The organism is Halomonas flagellata (assembly GCF_022487945.1).
In the GTDB taxonomy this organism is placed as follows: Bacteria; Pseudomonadota; Gammaproteobacteria; order Pseudomonadales; family Halomonadaceae; genus Halomonas; species Halomonas flagellata.
Genome location: NZ_JAKVPY010000002.1, coordinates 102,248 through 126,312 on the forward strand (window position 1 = coordinate 102,248; position 24,065 = coordinate 126,312).

Consider the following 24,065-nt stretch of genomic DNA (forward strand, 5'->3'; position numbering starts at 1 on the left):
GACCTGAGCGATCTATCAAGTCTCGATCTGGCCGGCCATCTGCTGGATTTTGATGACGACGAATTCGGCCGGGCGCAGCGGTGCGAAGCCCACTACCACGTTAACAATCCCGAGGTTGATGTCGGTCTGCGTCGTCGTCTCGCTGTCGACCTTCACGAAATAGGCGTCGCGGGGCGAGCTGCCCTGGAACGCTCCCTGGCGGAACAGGTTGCGCATGAAGGCGCCCACGTTCAGCCGGATCTGTGCCCAGAGCGGCTCGTCGTTGGGTTCGAATACCACCCACTGCGTGCCGCGGTAGAGGCTCTCTTCGATGAAAAGTGCGAGGCGGCGGATCGGTACGTACTTGTACTCGTCGCCCAGCTGGTCCGCTCCGCGGAGCGTCCGCGCCCCCCAGACCACGCGGCCGGTGATCGGGAAGGTGCGCAAGCTGTTCACACCGCGAGGGTTCAGCTGCCCGTTCTCGTCGTCAGTCAACCTGACCGCTAGCTTCGCGACCCCACGCAGCGCCGTATCGATCCCGGCCGGCGCCTTCCAGACACCGCGCGAGGCATCGGTCCTTGACCAGATTCCGGCGATGACCCCGCAAGCGACAAAGGTGTCGATCTGTCCCTCGCGTAACGGATCGGACTGCTGCACGCGCGGGAAATAAAGCGCAGCGTTCCGAGCCGCGAGCCCGGTGAGATTCAGTGACGCCAGCCCGGTACCCTGGTTTAGCACGGCTGCTACGTTGCCCCACTCGGCCGGCGGATCCACGATCATCATCGCACGTCGCTCAACGCAGTAGGCCAGTGCTTCGCCCCACACCGCGATTGGAACGTTGCCGCCGCGGGTATCAGGCGGGATGCAAAGAATGTTGAACAAATCGGCGTCCTCGAGCGCATACAGCCCTGATTTGGACGCGCGGTCGCCGTTGAAGTCGGATTGCGAGGTCAGGTTGCTGCTGTCCTCACCGTTCGTCGTCACGGGGCTGGACAGGGTGTCGTCCGTCCAGATCTGTGTGGGATCCGTGATCGCCCCATGCGCGGTCGGAAAGGTGAATGGTGGCGCACCTGTGGCGCGGAGCAATGTGGAACCCGCTTCAAGCACCCGGTCTACCTGCCGCTGACTGGGGACGGTAGTGAGATTCAGGAATGCCTCCTGCGCGCCTGTCGTCGTGTCCCGGACCGTCAGGTTGAAGAGATCGGCGCTCGTCAGCCCTTCCGCGTCAACCCAGGGCAGCGGATGGGGATCGCCTGGATTGGCCGGCTGCGGCACGTCGAAGTCGATCCGAACCCGAAGAGTGTTCCCCCAGCTGCCCGCGCTCGAGGCTTCCACCAGCAAGCCGTTGGCGTCGATCTGAGCCGTCGTTGCGCCACCCTGCGCCGCCGTCGTGTAGCGTCTCACGATGATCGCCTGTGCTCCGCCGTTGGCGAAGAAGTCGCGCACCGCGTAGCTCATCGGATAGGCGATGCCGAATCCACCGAATACCCGTTCGTAATCACCGAAGTTATTGATCACTACCGGTGTGTCGACCGCCCCCCGGGCCGCCCGGCCCAGGAACGCGGTGATCGAAGTGGCGACGCCGGTGATGGTTCGCACTCCACTTGGAATTTCTTCAATGTAAACACCGGGATACGTCAACGAGGCTGGCATGGCGCGGTTCCTCTTTCAGGAAGTTGACCGGCGCTTTTGACACACGACTACCCCTGCGCCGTAGTTTGAGAAACACGGTGCTTCGCTTGCAGGTGGGATGCATGATTCAGGCTAGTAAGTGAGGGATGAGAATTCCAGCACTTATTTACCGAAAGAATGTTTATGTGATGTTATGTCTGGTTTAGGAGACACATGGTTAACGTTGGTTAAAGACGAGCCTGTTATAAGTAAATAAGGGGAGTGTAATAAGGCAGGAGTAGGAGGCCGCGCCCGATCAGGGGGCGGCCGGCGGTGATCACCACTCTAGTAGTGTGGCGGTATCTCATCCTCTGGCCGAGGCGTCACCGCCTCGGCGTCCTGCAGCGCTCGCTGCTGGTCGCGCAGCTTCTTCTGCATCAGTGCATTGATCCGCTCGAGCTGTGACAGGCGCTTCTCCTGCACGGCGACCGCCTCGTCGAGGGTGTCGAGCCAGTGTTCCTGGTAGGCGATGCGGCTCTCCAGGGCGTCCAGGCGCCGGGCCAGGTCGGCGGGCGCCGACTCGCCGCCCATGGTAGAATTCCCGCGCTGTGTGTCGCTGTTCATCGTGGCACCTTCATGATGGATCATTCCTTCCTTTCACCACTACAAGAGAGTCTCTCAGTTCCATGAATCGAAAGGTCGTGCTTCGTTGTAGTCTCATCAGTCTCCTACTGGCCGCACCGGCCCCCCTGTTGATCGCCCTGTTCGTGCACCTCACCGGTGGCGTGCTGTCGCAGGAACTGTTCGCCAGTCTCGAGGTGGGCGGTGTGGCCGTGGTCTATTTCGCCGCCGCCGCCGCGGTCTTCCTGCTGTTGCTGGTGGCCACCCTGGCGGTCAATGCCCTCACCCCGCAGTTGGTCAACCTGGCCGAGGTCGAGGACGACGACCGCGAGATCGGCGAGGTCAAGTGGTTCAACGTCAACAAGGGCTACGGCTTCATCACCCGTGATGGCGGCGAGGATGTCTTCGTGCACTTCCGGGCCATCCGCGGCCGGGGGCATCGTACCCTGGCCGAGGGCCAGAAGGTGCGCTATCACGTGATCGAGAACGAGCGGGGGTTGCAGGCCGACGACGTCACCGTGATTACCTAGGAAAGCGGCTGCGCTCGGCAGCTTTCGCTGACTTGTTGCAACCCCAAAAGAAGCACAGCGCCCCGCACCTGCGGGGCGCTGTCATTTCGGGGCTACCGGCCGGAGTCGGGCCAGTCGATCTCCCGTTCCGAGCCATCCGGCAGCACCTGCAGGAAGCGGTCCGGGTCGTCGCCGGGCTGCCAGCCGCCCAGCGAGCAGCGCACTTCGCAGCCGAGCCGGTCGGCGGCGGCGTGGGCGCAGGCCTGGTCACTCTCCCAGGGCGTGTCGGGGCTGTCGAACCAGAGGCTCGCGAAGCCGTCGGCGGCCTTTTCCACCAGCAGCACCGGGATCTCCCGGCCGCCGAGCCGGCCCCGGGTGCGCCACTTGTGCTTGCCGGCGGGGGCGAGTGGCCCGGCATCCAGGGTCTCGCCGAGCCAGGCGTTCAGGGCGTCCAGCGGGACCTGCGACAGGTAGATCTCGATATCCGGATAGCGTTGCATGGGTGGCCTCAGGGCTGGGCGGTGCCGTTGACGAAGAGCCTGGCGAGGATGGCCTCGTAGACCCGGCTGAGATCATCGAGATCCGCGGCACGCACGCGCTCGTTGACCTTGTGGATGGTGGCATTGAGCGGGCCGAGCTCGACCACCTGGCTGCCCAGGGTGGCGATGAAGCGTCCGTCCGAGGTGCCGCCACTGGTCGAGAGCTCCGGCCGGTGGCCCAGCACGTCCTCGACGCCCCTCAGCGCGGCGTCGACCAGCTCGCCCTCGGCGGTGAGGAAGGGCTCGCCGTTGAGGGTCCAGTCGAGATGGTACTCGAGGCCGTGGGCGTCGAGGAGCGCCTCGGTGCGTTGCTTGAGCTGTTCGTGGGTCACCTCGGTGGAGAAGCGGAAGTTGAACACCACCTCCACGTCGCCGGGGATCACGTTGGTGGCCCCGGTGCCGGCGCGGATGTTGGAGACCTGGAAGCTGGTGGCGGGGAAGAAGGCGTTGCCCGCGTCCCAGTGCTCCCGGACCAGGGCGTCGAGCGCGGGTATCGCCTGGTGGATGGGGTTGCGCGCCAGGTGCGGGTAGGCCACATGGCCCTGCACGCCCTTGATGTGCAGCACCCCGCCCAGGGAGCCGCGCCGGCCGTTCTTGATCACGTCGCCTAGCCGCGCGGTGGAGGAGGGTTCGCCGACGATGCAGTAGTCGAGCCGTTCGTGGGCCTCGCGGAGGTGCTCGACCACCGCCCGGGTGCCATCCACCGCCGGGCCCTCCTCGTCGGAGGTGATCAGGAAACCGATCTTGCCGTGGTGATCCGGGTGGGCGGTAACGAAGCGCTCCACCGCGGTGAGCATGGCCGCCAGGCTGCCCTTCATGTCGGCGGCCCCTCTGCCACAGAGCATCCCCTGGTCATCGATGCAGGGCTCGAAGGGCGGGTGATCCCAGTGCAGGTGGGGGCCGCTGGGCACCACGTCGGTGTGCCCGGCGAAGGCCAGCATCGGCCCGTGGTGGCCGCGGGTCGCCCAGAAGTTCTCCACGTCACCGAAGGGCAGGCGCTCGACATGGAAGCCGAGCCGCTCGAGCCGCTCGATCATCAGCACCTGGCAGCCCAGGTCGTCGGGGGTGACCGAGGGGCGTCGGATCAGCTCGAAGGCGAGCGCGAGCGTCGGGGAAAGGGCCTCAGTCGTTGGCATGCAGTGCCTCGTTGAGCGCGATGGCACTCTTGTTGGTCAGGCACTCGATGCGGCCGTTCTGTGAGTTGCGGCGCAGCAGCAGGTCATCCTGGCCGGCGAGCTCGCGGGCGGCCACGGTCTTGACCTCCTGGCCCTGGTCGTCGAGCAGGGTGACCTTGGCGCCGGCGGTGATGTAGAGCCCGGCCTCCACGGTGCAGCGGTCGCCCAGGGGGATGCCGATGCCGGCGTTGGCCCCGATCAGGCAGCCCTCGCCGACCTTGATGACGATGTTGCCGCCGCCGGAGAGGGTGCCCATGGTAGAGCAGCCGCCGCCCAGGTCGGAGCCCTTGCCGACCATCACCCCGGCGGAAATGCGGCCCTCGATCATGCCGGGGCCCTCGCTGCCGGCGTTGAAGTTGACGAAGCCCTCGTGCATCACGGTGGTGCCCTCGCCGAGGTGGGCGCCCAGGCGCACCCGGGCGGTGTCGGCGATGCGCACGCCGGTCGGTACCACGTAGTCGGTCATCTTGGGGAACTTGTCGACGCAGTCCACCGAGAGCGAACGGCCCTCGAGGCGGGCGCGCAGGCGGCGGGCCGGCAGTTCCTCGATGTCGATGGGGCCCTCGCTGGTCCAGGCGACGTTGCGCAGCAGGCCGAACATGCCAGTGAGGTCCAGGCCGTGGGGCTTGACCAGGCGATGGGAGAGCAGGTGCAGCTTGAGGTAGACCTCCGGCGCGCTCTGGGGCGGCAGGTCGTTCTCCAGGAACATGGCCACCAACGGCCGCTTGCTCGCCGCCAGCGACTCGGCCAGCTCGGCCTGCTCCGGCTGGCCGGCGGCCTTGAGCGCCGCGGCCAGGTCGCCGCACTGCTCGGGGACGAAGCTTACGGCGGCATTGCCGGCCGGGGCATCCAGCACCTTGCCGGCGGCCTCGACCAGGCCGGCGTCGGGGTGGAGCAGGGGCGCCGGATAGTAGATTTCCAGCCAGTCGCCTTGGGTGTTCTGGGTGCCGATTCCGAGTGCAAAGCTCAGCATGGGGGGATCCTCGTCTAAGTGGGAAAGCTCGTCATGGGGAAAGGGGCGTCTCAACCTTTCAGGTCGTCGTAGTCGCCGTCGCGGTAGCCGACGCGGATCTCGTCGCCGGTGTCGAGCAGCGGGCGCTTGAGCAGCGTCGGGTGCGCCATCATCAGCTCGCGGGCCTTGTTGGCGTCGATACCGGCCTTGTCGGCCTCGTCCAGGTTGCGCCAGGTGGTGCTGCGTTGGTTGAGCAGCGTCATCACCGGCACCTTCCCGAGGATATGCTCGAGCAGGGGCGCGGAGAGGCCGTCCTCGCGCAGGTCATGGAGCTGGTAGGGGATGCCCTTGGCGTCCAGGGCCTTGCGCGCGCGGCGGCAGGTGTCGCAGGTGTTGATGACGTAGAGCGTCAGCATCATGCGCTCCTCTCGATGAAGCGGCGGATGCGCCGCGCGGCTTCGACTGTGGCCTCCCGCTCGGCCACCAGCGCCAGGCGGACACGGCCGCTGCCGGGGTTGACGCCATCGTGGCCGGGGCGGCCCATCCCGTCGTCGGTTGCGGGACGACCCATATAGGAGCCCGGCAGCACGCTGACATGTTCCTCGGCATAGAGCGCCCGGGTGAAGGCCTCGTCGTCGCCGCCCGGCACCGCCGGCCAGAGGTAGAAGCTCGCCTCGGGCTCGGGGAAGTCCAGCACCGGGGCGAGGATCTCGGTCACGGCGGCGAACTTCTCGCGATAGGCATCACGGTTGGTCCGCACATGGGCCTCGTCGTTCCAGGCGGTGATCGAGGCGCGCTGCAGCGGCAGCGACATGGCGCAGCCGTGGTAGGTGCGGTAGCGCCTGAAGGGCGCGATCAGCGAGGCGTCTCCCGCCACGAAGCCGGAGCGCAGCCCCGGCAGGTTGGAGCGCTTGGAGAGCGAGTGGAACACCAGGCAGCGCCGGTAGTCGTGGCGGCCGAGCCGGGCGCAGGCCTCGAGCAGTCCCGGCGGGGGGGCCGCCTCGTCCAGGTAGAGCTCCGAGTAGCACTCGTCCGAGGCGATCAGGAAATCGTGCTCATCCGCCAGCTCGATGAGTTTCTCGAACTCCGCCAGCGGCGTCACCGCCCCGGTGGGGTTGCCCGGCGAGCAGAGGAACACCAACTGGACGTCGCGCCAGGTCTCGGCGGGCACGGCATCGAGGTTCGGGCGGAAGCCGTGATCGGCGCGGCAGTCCAGGTAGAGCGGCTCGCCGCCGGCGAGCAGGGTTGCCCCCTCGTAGATCTGGTAGAAGGGGTTGGGCACCACCACCCGGGCCGGCCGGGTGCGGTCGAGCGCCGCCTGGACGAAGGCGAAGATCGCCTCCCGGGTACCGTTGACCGGCAGCACCTGGGTCTCCGGGTCGAGGCCCGCGAGGCCGAAGCGCCGCGTGGCCCAGCCGGCGATGGCCCCGCGCAGTTCGGCCAGGCCGGCGGTGGCCGGGTAGCGGGCCATCTCGTGGCGGTGGGCGACCAGCGTCTCCAGGGCCGCGGCGAAGGGGGGGTGCTGCGGCTCGCCGATAGTCAACGGGATATGGGGCAGGCCCGCCGGAGGCGTCACATCGGCCTTGAGGGCGGCGAGCCTCTCGAAGGGGTAGGGCTTGAGGGCGTCGAGATCGGGGTTCATGGGTGTCCAGGCGCGCCTCGCCGGCCGTGGCCTCGGGCGTCGTTGTCGTGGTCGAAAGGGGCTTGATTATAGGGAAGGCCAGACAAGGCCTCAAACGCTGGCCTCCGGTGCCGGTGGGAATCTCTGCTGGACGTACAGGGGCGCCGGCGACAGGCCGAAGAGGGGGTCTTTTGCCAGGGAAGGCAAAAGTAGCGCCCAGGGAGGGGTTTACAGCGCCCCCTCGCAGGCCTGTCGCCGGATCAGTCCCGAGTGACGGCGCCCCTCGTCTCCGGCGTTCTCGCCTTTTCCGAGGCTATCGTTGCCGGTGGTTTACCCGGAAACGTCGAGCACCTCCACCAGCCGCTCGCGCAGCCGTGCCTGCCGCTCGGGGTCGGTGAGCGGCTCGCCTGCCTTGGTGGTGATGAAGAAGACGTCCTCGACCCGCTCGCCCAGGGTGGCGATCTTGGCCGCCGAGAGTGCGATGTCCTGCTCCATGAAGATACGCCCCACCCGCGCCAGCAGGCCGGGACGGTCGGGGGCGGTGAGCTCGAGCATGGTGCGCTCGTTGGCCGGGTCCTGCTCGATGAGCACCTCGGTTGGGACCCGGAAGTGCTTGAGTTGGCGCGGGGTGTGGCGGGTGACGATCTTCGGGTAGTCCTCGGGGTCGTCGAGCTCCTCCACCAGGTAACGACGGATCTCCTCGATGCGCCCGGGGTCGCGGATCGCCTGCCCCTCGTCGTCGAGCACGATGAAGGTGTTCAGCGTCCAGTTATTGCTGGAGGTGGCGATGCGGGCGTCGTGGATGGAGAGGTCCAGCTGGTCCAGGGCGGCGGCGGTGGCGGCGAAGAGGTCGTGTACCGAGCGAGTGTGGATGAACACCTTGGTGCCGCCTTCGGCCATGTCCTCGGTGGGCGCGTTGATCAGGATCAACGGCAGGTTCGAGCCGTCGTGGGCGAGGATGCCCTGGGTCTGCCAGACGATCTCGCTGGGGGCGTACTGCAGGAAGTAGTCCTCGCCGAGCGACTCCCACAGGCGGTCGACCCGGTCCATGTCGGTCCCCACCACGGCGAGCAGCGAGCGGGCCTCGCTGCGTGTCTCCTGTACCCAGTCGTCGCGATCCAGCGGGTTCTCCAGGCCGCGACGCAGGGCGCGCTTGGTCTCGCCGTGCAGCTGGCGCAGCAGGGTGGCGCGCCAGCCGTTCCACAGGGTGGGATTGGTGGCGTTGATGTCGGCCACGGTGAGCACGTAGAGGTAGTCGAGGCGGGTCTCGTCGCCGACGATGCGGGCGAAGTCGGCGATCACGTCCGGGTCGGTGGTGTCGCGCTTCTGGGCGACCATCGACATGGTGAGGTGGTGCTCCACCAGCCAGCTGACCAGGCGGGTGTCGCGGGGCGAGAGGCCGTGGCGCTCGGCGAAGGCCTCGACGTCGCGGGCGCCGATCTGCGAATGGTCGCCACCACGCCCCTTGCCGATGTCGTGGTAGAGCCCGGCGATCCACAGCAGCTCGAGCTTGGGCAGCTGGTGGATCAGCGCCGCCGCCACCGGGAACTCCTCGCGGGCCTCGGGCTTGCGGAAGCCGTGGATGAACTTGAGCAGGCGCAGGGTGTGGGCGTCGACGGTATAGATATGGAAGAGGTCGTGCTGCATCAGCCCCACGGCGCGGCCGAACTCCGGCAGGTACTTGCCGAGCACCCCGTAGCGGTTCATGCGCCGCAGCTGCCGGGCGACGTTGCCGCCGGAGCGCAGCAGCGTCATGAACAGGCTCTGGTGACGAACGTCGTCGCGGTAGAGGTCGTCGATCAGGTGGCGGTGGTCGCGGATCAGGCGGATGGTGTCGGCCCGGACCCCCTCGATCTCCGGGTGCTCGGCCATCAGCAGGAACAGCTCGAGCAGCGCCGAGGGGCGGTGGCGAAAGACGCTGCGCGAGCGCGCCTGGATGTAGCCGCCCTTGATCTCGAAGCGCTCGTTGAGCGGCACCGTGGTGAGTTCCTCGCCGGCGCGCAGGATCGCCTCGTCGAAGTGCTGCAGCAGCATGTCGTTGAGCCCGGCGAGCGCCGTGACGTGACGGTAGTAGCGCTTCATGAACTGCTCGACGGCGAGGCGCTCCGGGGTGTCGCGGAAGCCGAACAGCTCGGCGATGGTGCGCTGGTGGTCGAACAGCAGGCGGTCCTCGGCGCGGCCGGTCAGCATGTGCAGGGCGTAGCGCACCTGCCACAGGAAGGCCTGCCCCTGGCTGAGGATGTGCAGCTCGGCGTCGTTCATGAAGCCGTTGGCCACCAGGTCCTCGTAGCGCTCGCTGCCGAAGTGACGCTTGGCCACCCAGCCGATCATCTGGATGTCCCGGAGCCCGCCGGGGGAGCTCTTGATGTTGGGCTCGAGGTGGTACTCGGAGTTGTTGTAGCGGTAGTGGCGGGTGATCTGCTCCTGCCACTTGGCCTCGAAGAAGCGGTCGGCGGGCCACAGCCGGTCGGTGGTCAGGCGTGCCTGCATCGCCTCGCGCAGCCGCCCGGGACCGGCCAGGGTGCGCGACTCCAGCAGGTTGGTGATCACCGTGACGTCGGCGCGGGCCTCGCGCTCGCAGTCGGCAAGCGAGCGCACGCTGTGGCCGATCTCCAGGCCGATGTCCCACAGGAAAGTGATGAAGTCGGTGAGGGGAGCGCGGTACGGCCCGTCATCGTCCTCCTCGAGCAGCAGCAGCAGGTCGACGTCGGAACAGGGGTGCAGCTCGCCGCGACCGTAGCCGCCCACGGCGAGCAGTGCCACGCCATCGTCGGGCCAGTCGTGCCGCTCCCAGGCCACCGTGAGCAGCCGATCGAGGCACCAGGCACGGCCGTGGATCAGGTCGCGGATATCGGCGCCTTCGTGGAAGCGCTCATCGAGGTGCGCCTGGATCTCGCGCAGCGCCGCCTTGAAGGGGGCGATGGGCGAGCGGCTGCCGGCCAGTTCCGAGCGGAAGCGGGCGACGTCGAACAGCGTCTCGTCGGGTTCGAAGCGGTAGTGGTGCAGCAGCATGTCGCTCAGCGCTCGAGGAAGGCGAAGTCTTCCTCGCCACGGGCGGTGAGCACCTCGACGCCGGTCGCGGTGACCAGCAGGGTGTGCTCCCACTGGGCGGAAAGGCTCTTGTCGCGGGTCACCGCGGTCCAGCCGTCGCGCAGCACCTTGGTCTTGTGGGAGCCGACATTGATCATCGGCTCGATGGTGAAGCACATGCCCTCGGCCAGCTCGATGTCGGCCTCGGGGGCATAGCCGTCGTAGTGCAGCACCTGCGGCTCCTCGTGGAAGGTGGCGCCGATGCCGTGGCCGCAGAAGTCGCGTACCACCGAGTAGCCGTTGTCCTCGGCATGGCGCTGGATGGCGCGGGCGAGCTCGGAGAGCCGCACCCCGGGCCGCACCAGGGCGATGCTGTGGTAGAGGCACTCCTGGGTGATTCGGCACAGCCGTTCGCCCTGGATGCTCTCGCCGATGATGAACATCTTGCTCGAGTCGCCGTGGTAGCCGTCGGCGGTCTTCACGGTGATGTCGATGTTCATGATGTCGCCCTTCCTGAGCTTCTTGGCGTCATCGGGGATGCCGTGGCAGACCACGTGGTTGATGGAGGTGCAGGTCGACTTGGGGAAGCCGTGGTAGTCGAGCGGGGCCGGAGTGGAGCCCAGCTCGTGAACGATGTAGTCGTGACAGAGGCGGTCGAGCTCGCCGGTGCTGACGCCGGCGGTCACGTGGGGGGTGATCATCTCCAGCACGCTGGCGGCCTGGCGACCGGCCTCGCGCATCTTCTCGATCTCGTCGGGCGTCTTGATGGGAACGTTCATGGAATCTCGGGTCAGGGTGGGGTCGCTCGGCGCCGGCAGGCACCAACGGCGGTCGGGCGACTTCATCTTGGAGTCGATCCATGGTATAAAGCTGCGCGCTTTCCTGCAATCGCTGTGCCCTGTCGTGCCGCCTTCCGTCCAGTCCGCTGGCCCGGGGTGCCGGGGGTGCCGCGGCAGCGAGGGCGTAATGCAATGCAACGCCTTGAAAACACACACGCACCGGCACATGGTCCCGGGTGCTGTCGGTTCGTCCCGACGGTCGGATCCATGGGGTGCGTGGAGGCCTAACCCGATTTTTCAGGAGTCATCCATGGCACACGTCAACATGCGGGACCTGTTGAAGGCAGGCGCTCACTTCGGCCACCAGACCAAGTACTGGAACCCGAAGATGAGCAAGTTCATCTTCGGCGCCCGCAACAAGATCCACATCATCAACCTCGAGCACACCCTACCGGCCCTCAACGAGGCGATCGATGTGGTCGAGAAGATGGCCGCGGCCAACAACAAGATCATGTTCGTCGGCACCAAGCGCAGCGCGAGCAAGATCATCAAGGAAGAGGCCAACCGCGTCGGTCAGCCGTTCGTCAACCACCGCTGGCTCGGCGGCATGTTGACCAACTACAAGACCATCCGTCAGTCGATCAAGCGCCTGCGGGACCTCGAGGCCATGCGCGAGGACGGCACCTTCGAGAAGCTGACCAAGAAGGAAGTCCTGATGGCGACCCGCGAGCAGGAGAAGCTCGAGCGCTCCATCGGCGGCATCAAGGAAATGGGCGGCCTGCCCGATGCCCTGTTCGTGATCGACGTCGACCACGAGCGCATCGCCATCAACGAGGCGAACAAGCTGGGCATTCCGGTCATCGGGGTGGTGGACACCAACTCCGACCCGGACGGCGTCGACTACGTGATCCCCGGCAACGATGACTCCATCCGCGCCATCCAGATCTACGTCAAGGCCATCGCCGACGCCTGTGGTCGTGCGAAGGAAGGCCGCCCCGACGAGTTCGTCGAGGTCACCGGCGAGGTGGCGCAGGAAAGCGACAGCGCCGCCGAGTGATCGCGGCCCGCCTGTCCGGTGGCCGGCGTTGCGGCGGCCGGGCCGGCGAGAAGGGGGCCCTGGCCCCCTTTTTCCTCCCCAGGGCAGACTTTTCCGGACTCTCGATGATCGATGGGTCCGGCCAGGTAAAACCATTCAGAGGTGAAACCCATGGCAGCTATCAGCGCCTCCCAGGTCAAGGAACTGCGCGAGCGTACCGGGCTCGGCATGATGGAGTGCAAGAAGGCCCTCACCGAGGCCGACGGTGACATCGATGTCGCCATCGAGAACCTGCGCAAGAGCTCCGGTCTCAAGGCCGCCAAGAAGGCCGGCCGTACCGCCGCCGAAGGCGCCGTCGTCACTCGCGTGGCCGAGGACGGCAGCTACGGCGTGATGGTCGAGATCAACTCCGAGACCGACTTCGTCGCCCGCGACGATAACTTCAAGGCCTTCGCCGACAGGGTCGCCGACGCCTTCTTCGCCGCCAGGAGCGAGGACGTGGCCGCGGTGATGGCCGGCGATCTCGAGACCGCCCGCGAGCAGCTGGTGCAGAAGATCGGCGAGAACATCGGCGTGCGTCGTTGCGTGGTGGTCGAGGCCGGCGACGGCGGCCAGGTGGGCGAATACGTCCACGGTGGCCGCATCGGCGTACTGACCGTGCTCAAGGGCGGCAGCGCCGAGGTGGCCCGTGACGTCGCCATGCACGTCGCCGCCATCAACCCGGCCGTGGCGCGCCCCGAGGACATGCCCCAGGCGCAGCTCGACCAGGAGAAGGCGATCATCCTCGCCCAGCCCGACATGGCCGGGAAGCCCGAGCAGATCGCCGAGAAGATGGTCCAGGGGCGCCTGAAGAAGTATCTGGCCGAGAACAGCCTGACCGAGCAGCCCTTCGTCAAGGATCCGAACCAGAGCGTCGCCGACTTCGTCAAGGCGGCCGGTGGCGAGGTGGTCGGTTTCACCCGCTTCGAGGTGGGCGAGGGCATCGAGAAGGAGGAGGTCGACTTCGCCAAGGAAGTGATGGAACAGGCCAAGCGTAGCTGAGGTCACAGGTACCAGTTCGACGATGGCGTGCGCGGGAGCGCACGCCTTCGCGTATCCGGCCGGTGGATCCGGCCGACGTTGAAGCCCACTGCTGACGACCCAGGGAGAGATGCCATGCCCACATCCGATCATGCCGACATGCCGGTCGATTGCCCGCCCAAGACCGAGGCCTCTCGTTCGGACAAGTCCCGTTCGGCGAAGTCGAAGTACAAGCGCATCCTGTTGAAGCTCTCCGGCGAGGCGCTGATGGGCGAGCACGATTTCGGCATCGACCCCAAGGTGCTCGACCGCATGGCGCTGGAGATCGGCCAACTGGTCGGCATCGGCGTCCAGGTCGGCATCGTGATCGGCGGTGGCAACCTGTTCCGCGGTGCCGCCCTCAACGCGGCGGGCATGGATCGGGTCACCGGCGATCACATGGGCATGCTGGCCACGGTGATGAACGCGCTGGCCATGCGTGACGCCCTGGAACGCTCCAACATCCGCTCGCGGGTGATGTCGGCGATCCCCATGAGCGGCGTGGTGGAGCACTACGATCGCCGTACCGCCATTCGCTACCTCACCTCCGGGGACGTGGTATTGTTCTCCGCCGGCACCGGCAACCCCTTCTTCACCACCGACTCGGCTGCCTGTCTGCGTGGTATCGAGATCGACGCCGACGTGGTGGTCAAGGCCACCAAGGTCGACGGGGTCTACGACAAGGACCCGGTCAAGTTCGGCGACGCGGTGAAGTACGACCAGCTGAGCTATGACGATGCCCTCGATCAGAAGCTCGGGGTGATGGATTTGACCGCCATTTGCCTGGTGCGGGACCATGACATGCCGGTTCGGGTCTTCAACATGAACAAGCCGGGCGCCCTGCTGAACCTGGTGGTGGGCGGCGAGGAAGGCACGCTGATAGACAGAGGTTGACAACGTGATCAATGACATCAAGAAGGATGCGGAATCCCGCATGCAGAAGAGCCTCGAGGCCCTTCATGGCAACCTGAACAAGATCCGCACCGGGCGTGCGCACTCCAGCATCCTGGATTCGGTGACCGTGGACTACTACGGCTCGCAGGTGCCGCTCAACCAGGTGGCGAACATCAACACCGAGGATGCTCGCACCCTGTCCGTGGTGCCCTGGGAACAGAGCATGGTGCCCAAGATCGAGAAGGCCATCATGACCTCCGATCTCGGCCTGAACCCCTCGACCGCCGGTAACAACATCCGCGTGCCGATGCCGATGCTGACCGAGGAGACCCGCAAGGGCTACATCAAGCAGGCCCGTCAGGAGGCCGAGCACGCCCGGGTGGCGGTGCGCAACGTGCGCCGCGATGCCAATGGCGACATCAAGGCGCTGCTCAAGGCGAAGGAGATCACCGAGGACGAGCAGCACCAGGCCGAGGACGCGATCCAGAAGTTGACCGACAAGTACATCGCCGAGATCGACAAGACGCTGGAATCCAAGGAGCAGGACCTGATGCAGGTCTGAAGGTGGTCGGGCGGCGCTCGCCTCGTGGCCCCGGCGCTTCGAGGAGAGGCCCCGCCCGGCCCGGCACACCCCCATGCGAGACATCATGACGTCACCGCAGCCCCCCAAGCCCCGTCCCGGGGATAGCGACCGTGCTGCCCCCGAGGGCGGGGTGCCACGTCATGTGGCCATCATCATGGACGGCAACAACCGCTGGGCGAAGGCCCGCGGCCTCTCCGGCGTGCGCGGCCATCGTGCCGGCGTCGAGGCAGTGCGCGCCGTGATACGCCGCGCGGCCGAGCGCGACATCGAGACCCTGACCCTGTTCGCTTTCTCCAGCGAGAACTGGAAGCGACCCAAGGCCGAGGTGAGTGCGCTGATGGAGCTGTTCCTGATGGCGCTCAAGCGCGAGGTCAGGAAGCTTCACGACAACGGCATCCGGCTGTCGATCATCGGCGACCGCGAGGCCTTCTCGTCCTCGATCCAGAGGCATATCGCCCGGGCCGAGGCGCTGACCGCCGACAACCAGGGCCTGCACCTGGTGATCGCCGCCAACTACGGCGGGCGCTGGGATATCGCCGGTGCGGCCCGGCGCCTGGCCGAGCGGGTCGCCGCCGGCGAGCTCTCGCCGGCGGCGATCGACGAGCCTGCCCTGGACCGCGAGGTCTGCCTGGCCGGCGACGCCCCGGTGGACCTCTGCATCCGTACCAGCGGCGAGCAGCGCATCTCCAATTTCCTGCTGTGGCAGATGGCCTATGCGGAGCTCCATTTCACGCCGCTGCTGTGGCCCGACTTCGACGCCGAGGCCTTCGATCTGGCGCTGGCCGACTTCCAGCGTCGCAAGCGACGCTTCGGCATGACCGATGAACAGGTCGAAGCGCACGATGCTTAGACAGCGGATCCTCACCGCGGCCTGGCTGGCGCCGTTGATGCTGGCCGGGCTGTTCGGCCTGCAGGGGGGCGCCTTCGCGCTCTTCACCGCCCTCATCGTGCTGCTCGCCGGCTGGGAGTGGACCAACCTGGCCGGTGTCGAGGCGCGCGAGCGGCGACTCGCCCTGGTGGCCGGCCTGGCGGCGCTGATGGCGCTGCTGTGGCTGATGGGCGCGACCCTGGCCGCCTGGCCGCTGTGGCTGGGCGTGGCGGGCTGGCTGGCCAATCTCTACTGGGTCACCCGCTACCCCGAGCGGCTCGAGCAATGGGGTGCCACACCGTGGCGTCTGGCCATGGGACTCTGGGTGCTGCTGCCGGCCTGGGTCGGCCTCAATGTGCTACGCGACTCCGGCGCGGTCTGGCTGCTGTTCGTGCTGCTGGTGGTGTGGTGTGCCGATATCGGTGCCTACTTCGCCGGTCGTGCCTTCGGCCGGCGCAAGCTGGCGCCGAAGGTCAGCCCCGGCAAGAGCTGGGAGGGGGTGGCCGGTGGCCTCGTCGCCACCGCGGTCCTGGCGGTGGTCTATGCACTCTGGCAAGGGCTGGGCGCCGGCGGTGGCCTGATCCTGGTGGCGGCGACCCTGGCGGTGACCCTGGCCTCGGTGCTGGGCGATCTGCTCGAGAGCATGCTCAAGCGCCACCGCGGCATCAAGGACTCCAGCAACCTGCTGCCTGGCCATGGCGGCGTGCTCGATCGTATCGACAGCCTGACCGCCGCCCTGCCGCTGTTCGCCTTGCTCTACCTGGGAGCGCTGTAGATGGATGCCATGTCTGTCCGCCCGCGAACGGTGACCGTGCTGGGGGCCACCGGCTCCATCGGGGCCAGTACCCTGGACGTGATCGCCCGCCATCCCGAGCGCTACCGGGTCCATGCCCTGACGGCCCATCGCTCCCGCGAGCCCCTCCTCGAGCGGTGCCGGGTACATCAGCCCGCCGTGGCCGTGCTTGGCGACGAACGGGACGCCGCCTGGCTGCGCCAACGACTCCGCGAGGCGGGACTCGCCACCGAGGTGCTCGCCGGCGCCGAGGCGCTGGTCGAGGTGGCCGAGGCGGGCGAGGTCGACGTGGTGATGTCGGCCATCGTCGGTGCCGCCGGCCTGCTGCCGACCCTGGCCGCGGTGCGCGCCGGCAAGCGGGTGCTGCTGGCCAACAAGGAAGCCCTGGTGATGTCGGGGGCACTGTTCATGGACGCCGTGGCCGGCTCCGGGGCGACCCTGCTGCCCATCGATTCCGAACATAATGCCATCTATCAGTGTCTACCAGCCGAGCACCGCGGTGGACTGGGGCGCCACGGGGTCACCCAGCTGCTGCTGACTGCCTCCGGCGGTCCCTTCCGCGGCAGGTCCGGCGCCGAACTGGCGGCGGTGACGCCCGAGCAGGCGTGCGCCCACCCCAACTGGTCCATGGGGCGCAAGATCTCGGTGGACAGCGCCACCCTGATGAACAAGGGGCTGGAGCTGATCGAGGCGTGTTGGCTGTTCGATGCCCGGCCCGACCAGGTGCAGGTGGTGGTGCATCCGCAGAGCGTGATTCATTCCATGGCCGCCTACGCCGACGGGTCGGTGATCGCCCAACTGGGCAACCCGGACATGCGCACGCCGATCGCCTTCGGGCTGGCCTGGCCCGAGCGCATCGACGCCGGTGTCGAGGCCCTGGACCTGTTCGCGGTGGCGCGGCTCGATTTCGAGGCGCCTGACGAGGAGGCCTTTCCCTGCCTGCGCCTGGCGCGGGAAGCGATGGCCGCGGGGGGCACGGCGCCGGCGGTGCTCAATGCCGCCAACGAGGTGGCCGTGGCGGCCTTCCTCGACCGCCGGCTCGGCTTCACCGGGATCGGCGAGCTGGTGGCGCGGGTGCGTGACGCCCGGCCGGTGGCGGCGGCCGCCGACCTCGAGACGATTCTCGAGGCCGATGCGCTAGCCCGCCAGGCGGCGCATGACTGGCTGAACCGTTGCTGATGCAACCCTTACTGCAACCCGACAGGAGGCCGCCTTGGGCCTGATCCAGAACGTGCTGGCCGTCATCGTGGTGCTGGGCCTGCTGATCACCTTCCATGAGTATGGCCACTTCTGGGTGGCACGACGTTGTGGCGTCAAGGTGCTGCGTTTCTCGGTAGGCTTCGGCAAGCCGATCTGGTCCCGTGTCGACCGCCATGGGACCGAGTTCGTGCTGGCCGCGATTCCGCTCGGCGGCTACGTCAAGATGCTCGACGAGCGCGAGGCCCCGGTGCCCCATGATCAGCTCGGCCAGGCCTTCAATCGCAAGACGGTGTGGCAGCGCATCGCCATCGTCGCCGCCGGCCCCCTGGCCAACTTCCTGCTTGCCATCGTCGCCTATTGGGCGCTGTTCGTGGTCGGTACGACCACGGTGGCGCCGGTGATCGGTGACGTCACGCCCGACTCGCCCGCCGATCGTGGTGGCCTGCGCCCCGGCCAGGAGATCACCGCGGTGCAGGGGCAGGCGGTACGTTCCTGGGACCAGATCAACCTGAAGCTGATCGCGGCCATCGGTGCCAGCGGCGAGCTGCGTATCGATGCCCGTGACGCCGCCACGGCCGACCCCCGCGAGCATCGCCTGCCGGTGGAAGACTGGCTGGTACGCCAGGACCCGCCCCAGCCCCTGCCCAGCCTGGGGGTCACCCCCTGGCGCCCGCCCTACCCGGCGGTGCTCGGCCAGGTCGTCGAGGGCGAGGCGGCGGCGGCGGCCGGGCTCGCGCCCGGCGATGAGGTGGTCGCGGTGGACGGCGCCGCGGTGGACGACTGGATGCACTTCGTCGATATCGTGCGGGCGAACCCGGGCGAGACCCTCGAACTCGAGGTGCTGCGTGGCCAGGAGCGCCTCCGGCTATCCCTCACCCCCGGGCGCAACGAGCTCGAGGAGGGGGGCGCCATCGGTTACATCGGGGCCGGCGTCGAGCCGGTGGAGTGGCCCGAGGAGTATCGCCGCGAGATCCGCTACGGGCCGGTGGCGGCGGTGGGCCAGGCCGTCTCGCGCACCGGCGAGATGACGATGCTGACCCTGGGCGCCATCCGCAAGATGCTGGTCGGGCTGATCTCGCCGACCAATCTCTCGGGGCCGATCACCATCGCCCGGGTGGCCGGCGACACGGCACGCACCGGGCTCGAGAGCTTCGTCAGTTTCATGGCCTACCTGTCGATCAGCCTGGCGGTGCTCAACCTGCTGCCCATCCCGGTGCTGGATGGCGGCCATCTGCTCTACTATTTCGTCGAGGTCGTCCGCGGTCGGCCAGTATCGGAGTATACCCAGGCCATCGGCTTGCGCATCGGCCTGGCGCTGGTCGGTACCCTGATGCTGATGGCGATCTACTTCGACCTGATGCGACTCTGGTAGCGAGCGAAGGCGTGGGCGGCACAAGGAGGTGGGGCCCGGTCTCCAGCCTTGTCAGTCACCCGCACAAATGTATAAGGTGCCCGTCTGGACAGGATTGGCAGATCAACGCGAGCGAATCGACTGCATGAAAATCAAGACCATCGGATTGGCGGCACTGCTGCTCGCCGGGGCTTCCCTTGCCCAGGCAGAACCTTTCGAAGTTTCCGATATTCGGGTAGAAGGACTGCAGCGGGTCTCCGCGGCCTCCGTGTTCAATGCCTTTCCTGTCAGCGCCAGCGATCGCGTGGACGACCGCGAACTGGCTGAGGCGACGCGCCGCCTGTTCGCCACCGGCCTGTTCGAGGACATTCAGCTCGCCCGCGACGGCGACGTCCTGATCATCCAGGTGGTCGAGCGCCCCACCATCACCCGTCTCAACATCACCGGCAACCGCCAGATCGGCGACGACGAGCTGCGCCAGGGCCTCGAGGAGGCCGGCCTGTCCGAAGGCCAGGTTCTCCAGCTCTCCACCCTGGAGGAGATCCAGCGCGAGCTCGAGGGCCTCTACCAGGGCCAGGGCCGCTACAGCGCGACCATCGATGCCAGCGTGGAGGAGATCGACGAGGGCCGGGTGCAGGTCGACATCGACATCAACGAGGGCGCGGTGGCCAAGATCCGCCAGATCAATATCGTCGGCAACCGGGACTTCGACGATGACACCCTGCGCGATGTCTTCGAGCTCGACGACCGCCCCGGGCGCCTGTTCGGCTGGTTCTCGCGGGACGAGTACTCCCGCGAGGCCCTCTCCGGCGACCTGGAGCGCCTGCGCTCCTTCTACCTGGACCGCGGCTACGTCAACTTCGCCATCACCTCCACCCAGGTTTCCATCAGCCCTGACAAGTCGCAGATCTTCATCACCATCAACGTCGACGAGGGCCGCCAGTACCGCCTGGGCGACATCCGCTTCGCCGGCGACCTGCAGATCAGCGAGCGCGAGGCACGCGACCTGCTCCAGGTGGAGAGTGGCGAGATCTTCTCGCGCAGCGACGTCACCGCCTCCTCCGAGGCACTGCGCGCGCACCTGGGCGCCGAGGGCTTCGCCTTCGCCAACATCGACGGCGTGCCGGAGATCGCCGCCGACGGCGAGACCGTGGACCTCACCTTCCGGGTGGATGCCGGCCAGCGCGCCTATGTGCGGCGCATCGACTTCATCGGCAACACCACGACCCAGGACGAGGTGCTGCGCCGCGAGATGATCCAGCTCGAGGGGGCGCCGGCCTCCACCGAGTCGATCAGCCTGTCGCGCCAGCGCCTCGAGCGTCTCGGCTTCTTCCGCCAGGTCGATGTCGAGACCCAGCCGGTGGCGGGCGAGCCGGACAAGCTCGACGTCACCTACACCGTCGAGGAGCAGCCCTCGGGTTCGGTCTCGGCCAGCGTTGGCTTCTCCCAGAGCGCCGGCGTGATCTTCGGCGCGGCGCTGGCCCAGAACAACTTCCTCGGCACCGGTAACCGGGTGAACCTGGGCGCCCAGCGCGGCGACACCTTCACCAGCTTCAACTTCGGCTTCACCGACCCCTACTGGACCCTGGACGGCATCTCGCGCGGCTACGACCTCTTCTACCGCGAGACCGATTTCGAGGACTCCGATGTGTCCACCTTCTCCACCGACTCCTACGGCGGTGGCATCAACTTCGGCTACCCGATCAACGAGCTGACCCGGCTCAACTTCGGCACCTCGGTGGAGGACCTGACGGTCAAGACCTTCAACGACACCGCCCAGGAGATCCAGCAGTACGTGGAGGACCAGGGGGCCGACGCCCAGAGCCTCAAGCTCACCGCCAGCTGGACCCGCAATAACCTCAACCGCGGCATCATGCCCACCGCCGGTAACTACCAACGCCTGTCGCTGGAAACCGCGGTGCCGGGCAGCGACGCCGACTACTACAAGCTCCGCGCCCGGGCCCGCCAGCTCTTCCCGCTCGACGAGGCACATGACTGGGCACTGAAGTTCAGTGGCGAGCTGGGCTATGCCGACAGCATCGGCAACGATCCCTTTCCGTTCTACGAGAACTTCTATACCGGTGGCCTGGGCTCGGTGCGCGGCTTCACCGCCAACACCCTGGGGCCGCGAACCACGCCGCCCGAAGGCTCGACCCGCGACCGGACCCTGGGCGGCAACGTACTGGTGCAGGGCAGCGCCGAGTTGCTCTTCCCGCTGCCCTTCATCGAGGACCGCCGCTCGATGCAGACCTCGCTGTTCCTGGACGCCGGCAACACCTACCTGACCAGCTGCTTTGACGTGCCCGAGGGGGGCGACTCGAACTGCAGCTCCGGGGTCGACCTGGGCGAGTTGCGCTACAGCGTGGGCGTTGGCCTCTCCTGGCTGACCGCGGTGGGCCCGCTCACCTTCAGCATCGCCGCGCCAGTCAACGACGAGAGCGACGATGACACCCAGTTCTTCCAGTTCTCGCTCGGCCAGACCTTCTGATCGAGCCCTGCAAGGAGCATGACCATGCGTAAACTTACCGCTGCCCTAAGCCTCTTGATGCTCGCCGCCCTGGCCTTGCCGGCCCAGGCCGCCGAGGTGGCCATGCTGGACTGGCGCCGTGCGCTGATGGAGACCGATGCGGCCCAGCGCTCCATGAGCGAACTGGAGAGCCGCATCGGCGGCCAGCAGCAGCAGGCCCAGTCGCTGGGGCAAGAGCTTCAGCAGATGCAGCAGCGCCTGCAGCAGGAGGGCGAGTTGATGTCCGAGGCCGACCGCCAGGCGGCCGTCCAGGAGTTCCAGCAGAAGGGCGCCGAGTTCGAGCAGCTGCGCCAGCAGGTCATCCAGGCCCAGCAGCAGGCCGAGCAACAGTTCCTGCAGGAGGCCGAGCCCAAGCTGGAGCAGGCCGTGGATCAGATCATCGAGCGCCACGGTGTCGAGGTGCTGGTGGAGCCCCAGGGGGTGCTGCACTCTGACCGTGACCTGCCGGACCTGACCGATGAGGTGACCCAGGTCCTCAACTCGCTCTTCTGAGCGGACGACCCAACCGGATCAGGTCCCCCATGACGCATCCAGACTCCCCTACCTTCACGCTTGGCGAGCTCGCCGAGCAACTCGACGCCCGCCTGGTCGGCGATGCCGGCCGCCGGGTGAGCGGCCTGGCCACCCTGCGGGACGCGACGCCCGACCAGGTCGCCTTCCTGGCCAACCGCGCCTATTTCAAGGACCTGCCGGGCACCCGTGCCGCGGCGGTACTGCTGACGCCGGAGCTGGGCGAGGAGTGCCCGGTGGCCCGGCTCGAGCTGGCCAACCCCTACCTGGCCTATGCAGCACTGTCGCGACTGTTCGACCCCCTGGCCAGTCGCGCCCCGGGCGGCATTCACCCCTCGGCGGTGGTGGCCGAGGGTGCTCGCCTGGGCGAGCGAGTCGAGGTCGGCCCTCAGGCGGTGGTCGAGGCGGGCGTCACGCTGGGCGACGAGGTGGTGGTCGGCCCGGGCTGCGTGATCGGTGCCGACTCGCGTATCGGCGCCGGGTCGCGCCTGCACGCCAATGTCACCGTCTGCCACGGCGTGGTGATCGGCGAGCGGGCCATCCTGCACAGCGGCTGCGTGATCGGCGGCGACGGCTTCGGTTTCGCCCATGACGGCGCGCGCTGGCACAAGATCGCCCAACTCGGCGGCGTGGTGCTGGGCGACGACGTCGAGGTGGGCAGTTGCTCGAGCATCGATCGCGGGGCGCTGGGGGACACCGTCATCGGCAACGACGTCAAGATCGACAGCCAGGTGCAGATCGCCCACAACGTGCAGATCGGTGACCACAGTGCCCTGGCCGGCTGCGTGGGGATCGCCGGTTCCACCCGGGTGGGGAAGCACTGCATGCTCGGCGGTGGCGTGGGGCTCTCGGGCCATCTCACCCTCTGCGACGGGGTGCAGGTCACCGGCATGAGCCTGGTGACCAACTCGATCCTCGAGCCCGGGGTCTATTCGTCGGGCACCGGGGCGATGAAGAACGCTCAGTGGCGCAAGAATGCCGTGCGCTTCAAGCAGCTCGACGACCTCGCCAAGCGACTGGCACGGCTCGAGAAGTCCGGCCGTGGCGGCTGAGGGTGTGGCGATCGGGAACAAGGCCGGGGACGGAGAGCGGTTGAGAGCACGACAGGGGGCGCTATAATCCACCGCCTGCCCGACGGTCGAGGCCGCCGGCTCGTGTTTGCCCGTTCCGCGGGCATTTCGTTATTTCAGAGGTCGCAACGATGGTAATGGACATCAACGAGATTCGTGAGTATTTGCCCCACCGCTATCCCTTCCTGCTGGTGGATCGGGTGACGGAGCTTGCCCTTGGCGAATCCATCGTCGCCTACAAGAATGTGAGCATCAACGAGCCGTTCTTCAATGGCCATTTCCCCCACCATCCGATCATGCCCGGCGTGCTGGTGATCGAGGCGCTGGCCCAGGCCTGCGGCATCCTCGGCTTCAAGACCGTCAACAAGCTGCCCGCCGACGGTTACGTCTACTACCTGGTCGGCAGCGACAATGTCCGCTTCAAGCGTCCGGTGATGCCCGGCGACCAACTGGTGCTGCGGGCCGACGTGGTTCGCGAGAAGCGCGGCATCTGGAAATTCGCCTGCCGGGCCACCGTGGCCGGCGAGCTGGCCTGCGAGGCCGAAATCATCTGTGCCGAGAGGAAGGTCGCTTGATTCATCCCACTGCCATCATCGATCCCGCGGCCTGTCTGGCCGACGACGTCGAGGTGGGGCCCTTCTCGGTGATCGGGCCCGACGTCGAGGTCGGGCCCGGCAGTCGGATCGGCCCGCACGTGGTGGTCAAGGGACCCACCGTGCTCGGCGCGCGCACCCGTATCTTCCAGTTCGCCTCGGTCGGCGAGGACTGCCAGGACAAGAAGTATGCCGGTGAGCCGACCCGCCTGGTGATAGGAGACGACAACGTCATCCGCGAGGGGGTGACGCTGCATCGCGGTACCGCCCAGGACCGGGGCGAGACCACCATCGGCAGTCGCAACCTGTTCATGGCCTATGTCCACGTGGGCCATGACTGCATGATCGGCAACGACTGCATCCTGGCCAACCAGGTGACCCTGGCCGGCCATGTGACCCTGGGGGATTTCGCTATCCTCGGCGGGCTCTCGGCGATCCATCAGTTCTGTTACTTCGGCGCCCACGCGATGGCGGGCGGCGGCTCCATCATCACCAAGGACACCCCGGCCTACGTGCTGATCAACGGTAATCCGGCCGAGGTCCACGGCCTCAACCTGGTGGGGCTCAAGCGCCGCGGCTTCTCGAGGGAGGCGATCAGGGCGCTGGGTGAGGCCTACAAGCTGGTCTACCGCCAGGGGCTGACCGTGGAGCAGGCGCTGCAGGGGATTCGGGCACGCTTCTCCCTGCCCGAGACCGAGGCCTTCGCCACCTCCATCGAGGTGTCGACCCGCGGCATCGTGCGCTGACGGGCCTCGCCGAGATGAC

23 protein-coding genes are annotated in these 24,065 nt (G+C 67.4%); 14 read left to right on the forward strand and 9 right to left on the reverse strand.

Translation table 11 applies throughout. The annotated features are described in order from the left end of the window. Positions 1-15 precede the first annotated feature (15 nt). Together MKP05_RS02165 and MKP05_RS02170 are read right to left on the reverse strand one after the other, a co-directional pair. A complete protein-coding gene (locus MKP05_RS02165; RefSeq protein WP_240566825.1) occupies positions 16-1,632 on the reverse strand; it encodes a phage tail sheath family protein in 1,617 nt (538 codons plus the stop codon). A 303-nt stretch (positions 1,633-1,935) separates the two neighbouring features. Beyond that, positions 1,936-2,214, reverse strand: a complete 279-nt coding sequence (locus MKP05_RS02170; protein ID WP_240566826.1) for a SlyX family protein — start codon at positions 2,212-2,214, stop codon at positions 1,936-1,938. Between the two features lie 62 nt (positions 2,215-2,276). On the opposite strand from MKP05_RS02170, the gene MKP05_RS21710 reads away from it, so the two are divergent. Further along, complete coding sequence (locus MKP05_RS21710) at positions 2,277-2,741, forward strand: cold-shock protein (RefSeq protein WP_276316494.1); 465 nt, start codon at positions 2,277-2,279, stop codon at positions 2,739-2,741. 92 nt (positions 2,742-2,833) lie between these two features. Here MKP05_RS21710 and MKP05_RS02180 read toward each other — a convergent pair whose 3' ends face one another. The 7 genes from MKP05_RS02180 to map form a co-directional block, all read right to left on the reverse strand. Further along, positions 2,834-3,220, reverse strand: a complete 387-nt coding sequence (locus MKP05_RS02180; RefSeq protein ID WP_240566827.1) for a hypothetical protein — start codon at positions 3,218-3,220, stop codon at positions 2,834-2,836. Positions 3,221-3,228: 8 nt separating this feature from the next. Next, entirely contained in the window at positions 3,229-4,395 is a 1,167-nt protein-coding gene (gene dapE / locus MKP05_RS02185; RefSeq protein ID WP_240566828.1) for a succinyl-diaminopimelate desuccinylase, read from the reverse strand. Then, positions 4,382-5,407 carry a 2,3,4,5-tetrahydropyridine-2,6-dicarboxylate N-succinyltransferase gene (gene dapD / locus MKP05_RS02190; RefSeq protein WP_110282956.1) on the reverse strand — a complete coding sequence of 342 codons (1,026 nt, stop codon included), beginning with the start codon at positions 5,405-5,407 and terminating at the stop codon, positions 4,382-4,384. Before dapD ends, dapE begins: the two co-directional genes overlap by 14 nt. 50 nt (positions 5,408-5,457) lie before the next feature. Further along, positions 5,458-5,802 carry a Spx/MgsR family RNA polymerase-binding regulatory protein gene (locus MKP05_RS02195; RefSeq protein WP_110282957.1) on the reverse strand — a complete coding sequence of 115 codons (345 nt, stop codon included), beginning with the start codon at positions 5,800-5,802 and terminating at the stop codon, positions 5,458-5,460. Then, on the reverse strand, positions 5,802-7,028 hold the full coding sequence (gene dapC, locus MKP05_RS02200; RefSeq protein WP_240566829.1) for a succinyldiaminopimelate transaminase: 1,227 nt from the start codon (positions 7,026-7,028) through the stop codon (positions 5,802-5,804). The genes MKP05_RS02195 and dapC overlap by 1 nt, the downstream gene beginning before the upstream one ends. 309 nt (positions 7,029-7,337) lie before the next feature. Further along, on the reverse strand, positions 7,338-10,019 hold the full coding sequence (locus tag MKP05_RS02205) for a [protein-PII] uridylyltransferase (protein WP_240566830.1): 2,682 nt from the start codon (positions 10,017-10,019) through the stop codon (positions 7,338-7,340). Positions 10,020-10,024: 5 nt separating this feature from the next. After that, positions 10,025-10,816, reverse strand: coding sequence for a type I methionyl aminopeptidase (gene map / locus MKP05_RS02210; RefSeq protein WP_240566831.1), 792 nt, complete (start codon positions 10,814-10,816; stop codon positions 10,025-10,027). A 310-nt stretch (positions 10,817-11,126) separates the two neighbouring features. Here map and rpsB point away from each other — a divergent pair, with 310 nt between their 5' ends. The 13 genes from rpsB (at position 11,127) to lpxA (ending at position 24,046) form a co-directional block, all read left to right on the forward strand. Next, positions 11,127-11,873 carry a 30S ribosomal protein S2 gene (gene rpsB / locus MKP05_RS02215; RefSeq protein WP_240566832.1) on the forward strand — a complete coding sequence of 249 codons (747 nt, stop codon included), beginning with the start codon at positions 11,127-11,129 and terminating at the stop codon, positions 11,871-11,873. A gap of 150 nt (positions 11,874-12,023) precedes the next feature. Then, on the forward strand, positions 12,024-12,893 hold the full coding sequence (gene tsf, locus MKP05_RS02220) for a translation elongation factor Ts (protein WP_240566833.1): 870 nt from the start codon (positions 12,024-12,026) through the stop codon (positions 12,891-12,893). 138 nt (positions 12,894-13,031) lie between these two features. After that, complete coding sequence (gene pyrH, locus MKP05_RS02225; protein ID WP_110283449.1) at positions 13,032-13,805, forward strand: UMP kinase; 774 nt, start codon at positions 13,032-13,034, stop codon at positions 13,803-13,805. A 4-nt stretch (positions 13,806-13,809) separates the two neighbouring features. Next, entirely contained in the window at positions 13,810-14,367 is a 558-nt protein-coding gene (gene frr / locus MKP05_RS02230; protein ID WP_110282962.1) for a ribosome recycling factor, read from the forward strand. Between the two features lie 85 nt (positions 14,368-14,452). After that, positions 14,453-15,238, forward strand: coding sequence for a polyprenyl diphosphate synthase (uppS, locus tag MKP05_RS02235; RefSeq protein WP_240566834.1), 786 nt, complete (start codon positions 14,453-14,455; stop codon positions 15,236-15,238). After that, positions 15,231-16,031: a phosphatidate cytidylyltransferase gene (locus MKP05_RS02240; RefSeq protein ID WP_240566835.1), complete on the forward strand. Its 801-nt coding sequence runs from the start codon at positions 15,231-15,233 to the stop codon at positions 16,029-16,031. Before uppS ends, MKP05_RS02240 begins: the two co-directional genes overlap by 8 nt. 9 nt (positions 16,032-16,040) lie before the next feature. Further along, positions 16,041-17,228, forward strand: coding sequence for a 1-deoxy-D-xylulose-5-phosphate reductoisomerase (gene ispC, locus MKP05_RS02245; RefSeq protein WP_240566930.1), 1,188 nt, complete (start codon positions 16,041-16,043; stop codon positions 17,226-17,228). Positions 17,229-17,262: 34 nt separating this feature from the next. Further along, on the forward strand, positions 17,263-18,621 hold the full coding sequence (gene rseP / locus MKP05_RS02250) for an RIP metalloprotease RseP (protein WP_240566836.1): 1,359 nt from the start codon (positions 17,263-17,265) through the stop codon (positions 18,619-18,621). Between the two features lie 124 nt (positions 18,622-18,745). Then, positions 18,746-21,088, forward strand: coding sequence for an outer membrane protein assembly factor BamA (gene bamA / locus MKP05_RS02255; RefSeq protein WP_240566837.1), 2,343 nt, complete (start codon positions 18,746-18,748; stop codon positions 21,086-21,088). 24 nt (positions 21,089-21,112) lie between these two features. After that, positions 21,113-21,619, forward strand: a complete 507-nt coding sequence (locus MKP05_RS02260; RefSeq protein ID WP_110282965.1) for an OmpH/Skp family outer membrane protein — start codon at positions 21,113-21,115, stop codon at positions 21,617-21,619. A gap of 29 nt (positions 21,620-21,648) precedes the next feature. After that, on the forward strand, positions 21,649-22,689 hold the full coding sequence (gene lpxD / locus MKP05_RS02265; RefSeq protein WP_240566838.1) for a UDP-3-O-(3-hydroxymyristoyl)glucosamine N-acyltransferase: 1,041 nt from the start codon (positions 21,649-21,651) through the stop codon (positions 22,687-22,689). A gap of 149 nt (positions 22,690-22,838) precedes the next feature. Next, positions 22,839-23,282: a 3-hydroxyacyl-ACP dehydratase FabZ gene (gene fabZ / locus MKP05_RS02270; protein ID WP_110282967.1), complete on the forward strand. Its 444-nt coding sequence runs from the start codon at positions 22,839-22,841 to the stop codon at positions 23,280-23,282. Next, complete coding sequence (gene lpxA / locus MKP05_RS02275) at positions 23,279-24,046, forward strand: acyl-ACP--UDP-N-acetylglucosamine O-acyltransferase (RefSeq protein WP_240566839.1); 768 nt, start codon at positions 23,279-23,281, stop codon at positions 24,044-24,046. Before fabZ ends, lpxA begins: the two co-directional genes overlap by 4 nt. Positions 24,047-24,065 lie beyond the last annotated feature (19 nt).

What these genes read in the sequence shown, in the direction of transcription:
- MKP05_RS02205 (WP_240566830.1), bottom strand. Translation starts at nt 10,019, where the DNA reads ATGCTGCTGCACCACTACCGCTTCGAACCCGACGAGACGCTGTTCGAC.
- bamA (WP_240566837.1), top strand. Translation starts at nt 18,746, where the DNA reads ATGAAAATCAAGACCATCGGATTGGCGGCACTGCTGCTCGCCGGGGCT.
- MKP05_RS02180 (WP_240566827.1), bottom strand. Translation starts at nt 3,220, where the DNA reads ATGCAACGCTATCCGGATATCGAGATCTACCTGTCGCAGGTCCCGCTG.
- MKP05_RS02260 (WP_110282965.1), top strand. Translation starts at nt 21,113, where the DNA reads ATGCGTAAACTTACCGCTGCCCTAAGCCTCTTGATGCTCGCCGCCCTG.
- rpsB (WP_240566832.1), top strand. Translation starts at nt 11,127, where the DNA reads ATGGCACACGTCAACATGCGGGACCTGTTGAAGGCAGGCGCTCACTTC.
- dapD (WP_110282956.1), bottom strand. Translation starts at nt 5,407, where the DNA reads ATGCTGAGCTTTGCACTCGGAATCGGCACCCAGAACACCCAAGGCGAC.
- uppS (WP_240566834.1), top strand. Translation starts at nt 14,453, where the DNA reads ATGACGTCACCGCAGCCCCCCAAGCCCCGTCCCGGGGATAGCGACCGT.
- ispC (WP_240566930.1), top strand. Translation starts at nt 16,041, where the DNA reads ATGTCTGTCCGCCCGCGAACGGTGACCGTGCTGGGGGCCACCGGCTCC.
- tsf (WP_240566833.1), top strand. Translation starts at nt 12,024, where the DNA reads ATGGCAGCTATCAGCGCCTCCCAGGTCAAGGAACTGCGCGAGCGTACC.
- pyrH (WP_110283449.1), top strand. Translation starts at nt 13,032, where the DNA reads ATGCCGGTCGATTGCCCGCCCAAGACCGAGGCCTCTCGTTCGGACAAG.
- dapE (WP_240566828.1), bottom strand. Translation starts at nt 4,395, where the DNA reads ATGCCAACGACTGAGGCCCTTTCCCCGACGCTCGCGCTCGCCTTCGAG.
- MKP05_RS02165 (WP_240566825.1), bottom strand. Translation starts at nt 1,632, where the DNA reads ATGCCAGCCTCGTTGACGTATCCCGGTGTTTACATTGAAGAAATTCCA.
- MKP05_RS21710 (WP_276316494.1), top strand. Translation starts at nt 2,277, where the DNA reads ATGAATCGAAAGGTCGTGCTTCGTTGTAGTCTCATCAGTCTCCTACTG.
- dapC (WP_240566829.1), bottom strand. Translation starts at nt 7,028, where the DNA reads ATGAACCCCGATCTCGACGCCCTCAAGCCCTACCCCTTCGAGAGGCTC.
- lpxD (WP_240566838.1), top strand. Translation starts at nt 21,649, where the DNA reads ATGACGCATCCAGACTCCCCTACCTTCACGCTTGGCGAGCTCGCCGAG.
- map (WP_240566831.1), bottom strand. Translation starts at nt 10,816, where the DNA reads ATGAACGTTCCCATCAAGACGCCCGACGAGATCGAGAAGATGCGCGAG.
- MKP05_RS02170 (WP_240566826.1), bottom strand. Translation starts at nt 2,214, where the DNA reads ATGAACAGCGACACACAGCGCGGGAATTCTACCATGGGCGGCGAGTCG.
- MKP05_RS02195 (WP_110282957.1), bottom strand. Translation starts at nt 5,802, where the DNA reads ATGCTGACGCTCTACGTCATCAACACCTGCGACACCTGCCGCCGCGCG.
- fabZ (WP_110282967.1), top strand. Translation starts at nt 22,839, where the DNA reads ATGGTAATGGACATCAACGAGATTCGTGAGTATTTGCCCCACCGCTAT.
- MKP05_RS02240 (WP_240566835.1), top strand. Translation starts at nt 15,231, where the DNA reads ATGCTTAGACAGCGGATCCTCACCGCGGCCTGGCTGGCGCCGTTGATG.